The organism is Mitsuaria sp. WAJ17 (genome assembly GCF_014174515.1).
Classification (GTDB): domain Bacteria; phylum Pseudomonadota; class Gammaproteobacteria; order Burkholderiales; family Burkholderiaceae_C; genus Roseateles_B.
Window position 1 is genome coordinate 1 of the sequence record NZ_JACJUG010000120.1, and the last position, 422, is coordinate 422.

At 64.2% G+C, this 422-nt stretch carries 1 pseudogene; it reads right to left on the reverse strand.

Features of this window, described 5'->3' with window-relative positions:
* Nucleotides 1-60: 60 nt before the first annotated feature.
* Nucleotides 61-422: pseudogene (locus H5407_RS23645) on the reverse strand (5'-methylthioadenosine phosphorylase); the annotation flags it as partial.

Here is a 422-nt window from a genome sequence, read left to right on the forward strand (position 1 = left end):
CTATTCGGATGATGAAGATACCCCACCAAACCCAAAAAAAGAGATCTTTAATACGACTCACTATAGGGCGAGCTTCGCCTCGGGCATGCCGGTCATGCCGATCACGTCCCCGCCCCAGGCCCGGTACATCCGGCTTTCGGCGCGGGTCGAGAACTGCGGCCCTTCCATCGCGATGTAAGTGCCGCCGCGATGCACCTTCGCCCCCGCCGCTTCGGCGGCGTCGGCCGCCAGGGCAGAGAGCCGCGCGCATACAGGATCCGCCAGCGCAACGTGGGCTACCAGCCCTTCGCCGAAAAAACTGGATGCCCGGCCCATGGTCCGGTCGATGAACTGGTCCACCGCAACGAAGCTTCCCGGCGCCAGTTCCTCGCGCAAGGATCCGATCGCGCTGATTGCCAGCAGGTCCGTCACGCCGCAGCGCT